The 4,037-nt window shown below is 54.8% G+C and carries 6 protein-coding genes; 1 reads left to right on the top strand and 5 read right to left on the bottom strand.

The window, feature by feature from the left end:
• Window positions 1-246: 246 nt before the first annotated feature.
• The 3 genes from WC598_RS15410 to WC598_RS15400 form a co-directional block, all read right to left on the bottom strand.
• Complete coding sequence (locus WC598_RS15410; protein WP_310088336.1) at window positions 247-816, bottom strand: hypothetical protein; 570 nt, start codon at window positions 814-816, stop codon at window positions 247-249.
• A complete protein-coding gene (locus WC598_RS15405; RefSeq protein ID WP_310088335.1) occupies window positions 813-1,121 on the bottom strand; it encodes a PadR family transcriptional regulator in 309 nt (102 codons plus the stop codon). The genes WC598_RS15410 and WC598_RS15405 overlap by 4 nt, the downstream gene beginning before the upstream one ends.
• A 469-nt stretch (window positions 1,122-1,590) precedes the next feature.
• Window positions 1,591-1,899, bottom strand: a complete 309-nt coding sequence (locus WC598_RS15400) for a hypothetical protein (protein ID WP_310088334.1) — start codon at window positions 1,897-1,899, stop codon at window positions 1,591-1,593.
• A 207-nt stretch (window positions 1,900-2,106) separates the two neighbouring features.
• On the opposite strand from WC598_RS15400, the gene WC598_RS15395 reads away from it, so the two are divergent.
• Window positions 2,107-2,706, top strand: a complete 600-nt coding sequence (locus WC598_RS15395) for a GGDEF domain-containing protein (protein WP_327451656.1) — start codon at window positions 2,107-2,109, stop codon at window positions 2,704-2,706.
• 775 nt (window positions 2,707-3,481) lie between these two features.
• Here WC598_RS15395 and WC598_RS15390 read toward each other — a convergent pair.
• Both WC598_RS15390 and WC598_RS15385 read right to left on the bottom strand, forming a co-directional pair.
• Window positions 3,482-3,769: a hypothetical protein gene (locus WC598_RS15390; protein WP_327451657.1), complete on the bottom strand. Its 288-nt coding sequence runs from the start codon at window positions 3,767-3,769 to the stop codon at window positions 3,482-3,484.
• A 157-nt stretch (window positions 3,770-3,926) separates the two neighbouring features.
• Window positions 3,927-4,028, bottom strand: coding sequence for a transposase domain-containing protein (locus tag WC598_RS15385; protein ID WP_372962384.1), 102 nt, complete (start codon window positions 4,026-4,028; stop codon window positions 3,927-3,929).
• Window positions 4,029-4,037 lie beyond the last annotated feature (9 nt).

Raw genomic sequence — 4,037 nt, 5'->3', positions numbered from 1 at the left:
AAAGAAAAGACGCTTGCGGGGGTGTGTCTGTCGCTCCTCGGGGCTTCGCCCCTCGTCCCGACAGACACACCCCCGCCATTCTCATCTAGATTGTCGCGCTGTTCTCACCTTGATTGTCGCGCAGCATGCCGACGAACCATAAGACGTCGGTGGTCCATATGCCAAAGATCAATGTGGCTAAAGCAAGATGCACGATCCCCAGCAGACCAGCAACGACCGCCAAGGCGATCGTAATTCGACGTCGCGTCATATCGTGGACCTCTTTTGTTGCTTCACCCAAGCCGGGACGCCGATCGCAATCAGCATAGCCGTCGAGAGAATGACGACATACTCTATGGCAATCGCTCTGTAGAAGCGGGCAAATGCCTGGGGAGGCAGCATCTGATCGATGCCTATAGCGACAAAGCTAGACAAGATAATCACTGGGATAGCCAGCAATACTGCGGCGCGCAGTCCTCTCACCGCAGTAAAAAACGCACCTACCGCAATTGCCGCTGCCGCAAAGTAGGCGAGCATCGATGGTGCCGTCGCACCAACGGTCGAAAGCCGTCCGGCAAGACGGATATGGAGAACACTCCATGCTACGGCACAGAGAACCAGCGTCCAGCGAGAGGCGTTGACGATTGCCGTTTGCGTCGTAGCCCGCGCCTTTGCCATCGCCCATAAGCACCCTAAAGCAAAGGGCAGCGCATTGCCGCCCGACGCGTGATGCATTTCAGACTGCATGGCTTTCGACCACTCAAGCCGCTCGGGAGGTGAAAGCGCAACTGCCACTCGAAGAGCAGCACGTGCAATGCGGGTCAAACCAGAGGTCATGCGAACGCCTCGACTGCGGATTGCAACGGCGGCGTTTCAGACGAACGTGCCTGCTTCGCCAAAGCAATTCCAGCATGGGACAAGCGGTATGCATGGCGAGCCGGTCGACCTTGTTGAGGCGAAGGATGCCACTCTGAATCTAACAACCCTTGATCGTGAAGACGCATGAGCAACGGATAAAGCGTGCCGGACTTGAGGCCGGTTTCTTTGATTAAATCATACCCATACCGCCATCCCTGGGGTGTTTCGAGGAAAGCCGACAAGACCGTCAGAGTCTGCCGCGAAATGTTGATGCGCCGAGCCATATTGATTATCTACATATATAGAGTTTCTATTGCAACCCGTTTGTGGCGTGGGATCGCGGCATGTCTCGCCAACTGCGCTTACCGCTGGAGGAATGACAGGTCCGATGCTCTGAAAAAGTGACGCTTGCGCCGGAAGTGTGACCGACCTGAGTTTCGCTGTTAGCCTGAATCTGTGCCTTACCTGCCATAGCAGCTCGCCCCTGACACATCCGCTCGGGTGGCTCGTCTGCCTTTTGGCGCGGGAGACGGATTACTGGATGACGGATCAACCGAGGTGCGTAAACGCTTGCGTCGACTGGGGTGCTATCTCGCTAAACCAATGCGGACGCGCGACGCCCGAGTTGACCGTAGATCACACGCAGCGGTTACCGATGCCTGGCATCATCGAATGGAAGCGCCAGCTCAGGCGCTGTAGATAGCGAAGAGCTCGAAAAGAATCGAAGTCGCCTGTCCAATTACACTATTACTACTAACGGCGGCCAAAAAAGCGGACAATAGAGCCGAAAAACAGGGTTACCAAAAGCCAGAAACTGAAGGTCCCTAAAAATGCTCCGAAGCGGAATTCGTCCTCCGGGCCGATCTGCCGGGGCACAGAAATCGACGGGACATCTGCAACGAACGGAGCCGGCCAGCCCGCCACCAAGCGCTTCCGCCAATTTTCAGTGGGCGAACCGACATTGCCATACTCACCATACTCACTCGTGCTGGGATGGATTTGCAAACTGCACATAGATAATATGAATGCAATCATCACTGCACCGGCGGCCTTCCACAACATCGCTCGCACCTCCATACTGCAACTCGGCAACCTAATCCGGCGGCTAACGACCTGCGACGTTTAATTCAGTAATTGGCTCGATTGCGGTAGCGAAGGCATCGGGTGAGCGCGGAAATATTTAGCGGGTCACTTTTCCGTCTTTTTAAGCTAGTCGGTCATAGACTGGAGCAACGAAGGCGCCCGCGTGGGAGCGTGATAGCGATGCATATGCACCGCAACAGAATGATTTTAACTCTCGTGGTCAGAGGTGCGTTTATCCTTCTGGTCGCAATAACGGCGTCCGTTGCTATCGTGTCGTGGATTAGCGCTGACCTGCCGCCTCACGGCTACCGTCGGTCAATCCACGCGGCAGTGCTAATCCCCTTACTCATCTCGCCGCCGATCTCGTTCTGGGTGGGAATGATGAATTACCGATATTATAAGTTGCACTGCAAGGTTGAGTGGCTGGCCGAACACGATGAAATGACAGGCTTATTGAACCGCCGAGCATTCCAACTCGCTGCTTCGAGATTGCTGGACCAGCAAAGTGATATAAGTCTCGCTCGGCCGGTCATTCTCTTGCTAGCCGACATCGACCACTTCAAGAAAGTGAACGATAGTCTGGGTCATGATGCGGGCGATGAAGCGATCAAACACGTCGCGCAAATATTAACGGAACTCAGTCCGGACGGCGTAATAATTGCCCGGCTGGGTGGGGAGGAGTTCGCGATCCTCGCTAACTGGACAAGCTTGGCGGAAACCCGCAGTCTGGCAGAATCTGCTTCCGCTCGGTCGAACGATCGCCGTGCGGCTATCAAGGAACTTTAATTCCGCTGACCGTCAGCACAGGCGTTGCGATCGGAAGCCGCGCGGAAACCGTTGGCCAAATTTTGCGGCGAGCGGACGAACAGCTCGATATTGCCGAAAGGGGTGGCCGGAACGCCTATTCAATTCCCTCAGGAATTGCAGCGTAAAACCGTCGGCATAGCTGCCGATTAACGGCTCAACCTTAGCCTCACGTCTGCAATATCTATTGCCATCAAAGCGCTGCTTCACATGGACAGCTTTTCTGAGTGGGGTCCGAACCGTGCATACCATAGCAACCACCACCGTCGATCAATGGCATTGCAATTTGACACACAGATCGGGGTTCCCGGCTGGCCCCACCCAGTGGGAACCCCTGCGGCCGAATTTGGAAACGCTTGGTCGAGAGCCGTCCCCAGTTTCGACGCAATTCACTGCGTAGGCCAAGTTAGTTAACGAAGGCTTTGCATCGTGTCTTCCGCGGACCCAACGACGGAGCTGGGAAAGCTGAGTCGCTTTCCGAGGGTCAGTTGACCGAGGCTGCCAACTCGGATGATCGCAGAATGAGCAAACTATATATTCTGCTAAACCGACTGACTATTCCGTGGCTTGCCTTTCCGGATGCCTCGGCTTGTTGGTTTCGGTGCGTCCGTCGAGGTCTAGGGCTGGCACCTTGAATATGCGTTATTCAACTGAGCTATATTCTCCTCTTTGGTAGCACGGCGCCGACACCAATGCGCCATACATGGGTGTTTCCACCACGTCGGCCATAACAAGGCGAAGCAGCATTTTCAAAAACCTAAACGCCGATTTTGTTTACACTGACGGAGGGGGTGTCACTATCCATGCCCACAGGCGCAATATGGTCCCCTGAAAACGAAATCGGGCAAATTTTGGTTTTGATTGCGTGCAGATCGCCCAAACGATTTGCAACTGCTGACCAAAATCCTGCTTCAATATAATCTCTGAGCTTCAGGCATTCGATCATACGCACGGTGATCATCTCGATAGCATCGTCCCCATAGCGCCGTTCCGCAGCAAGCGCCTGTTCCCAAACATCCTCTAAATTCGGCTCCATCGTCGTCACTCCGATGTGTCACCATTATCCCCGCCACTTTATTACAAAAAAAGTCGCAGGAGTAGTATTTTTATCACGCGCTAAGTGGACGCCAAGCCCCTGACCCGCCGATCGGTCCGACGTCGAAGCGACGGTCGGGCGCGTCACCGCGTCGTAAGCGGTGTTCTCAGCCCACGTCGGTCCAGGGCATGAGATTTCCGACGTTGTTTGCAGGGTGACCATTTGCCAGTTTGCTGAGCGTCTGGGTCAGCCAGTCGTGCGGGTTAATGCCGCTGAT

Origin of the sequence: Methanoregula sp. (assembly GCF_041645475.1) — an archaeon.
Classification (GTDB): Archaea; Halobacteriota; Methanomicrobia; order Methanomicrobiales; family Methanospirillaceae; genus Methanoregula.
Note: the sequence above shows the minus strand (reverse complement) of the source record. Positions and strands in the feature narration are given on the sequence as shown.